General features: G+C 50.5%; 1 protein-coding gene. It reads left to right on the top strand.

The window, feature by feature from the left end; genetic code table 11:
- The coding region (locus H9565_RS20015; protein ID WP_215442149.1) for an Ig-like domain-containing protein at positions 1–842 on the top strand (842 nt) is incomplete at both ends.

Raw genomic sequence — 842 nt, 5'->3', positions numbered from 1 at the left:
AGTGAATTGGCTGCCGATGGTGATACGACGGTAGATGGAAGTGTAACGACAACGGATACCGCAGGTAATGTAGGAACTGCAACCGACACGCAAGTATACTCGGTAGATACGACCGCCCCGGTCCCTGTACTGGCTATCGATGATATCACCGCGGACAATGTATTGAACGCTACGGAAGCAGGAGGGAACGTTAATGTAACTGGAACGGTAAGTGGCGACTTCAACTCCGGGGATACGGTAACGCTAACAGTCAACGGTACCGATTACACGGGAACCGTAGATGGCGCAGGTGCTTATAGTATAGCAATTCCAGGTAGTGAACTGGCCGCCGATGTTGATACGACGGTAGATGGAAGTGTAACGACAACGGATACCGCAGGTAATGTAGGAACCGCAACCGACACGCAAATATACTCGGTAGATACGACCGCCCCGGTCCCTGTACTGGCGATCGATGATATCACGGCCGATAATGTATTGAATGCTACCGAAGCAGGAGGAAACGTTAATGTAACCGGAACCGTAAGTGGTGACTTCACCACAGGAGATACGGTAACGCTAACAGTAAACGGTACCGATTATACGGGAACTGTAGATGGCGCAGGAGCTTACACGATAGCAATTCCAGGTAGTGAACTGGCTGCCGATGGTGATACGACGGTAGATGGCAGTGTGAGTACTACCGATACCAATGGTAATGTAGGAACTGCAACCGACACGCAAGTATACTCGGTAGATACGACCGCCCCGGTCCCTGTACTGGCTATCGATGATATCACCGCGGACAATGTATTGAACGCTACGGAAGCAGGAGGAAATATAGATGTAACTGGAACGGTAAG

The organism is Zobellia russellii (assembly GCF_018728565.1).
Classification (GTDB): domain Bacteria; phylum Bacteroidota; class Bacteroidia; order Flavobacteriales; family Flavobacteriaceae; genus Zobellia; species Zobellia russellii.
Note: the sequence above shows the minus strand (reverse complement) of the source record. Positions and strands in the feature narration are given on the sequence as shown.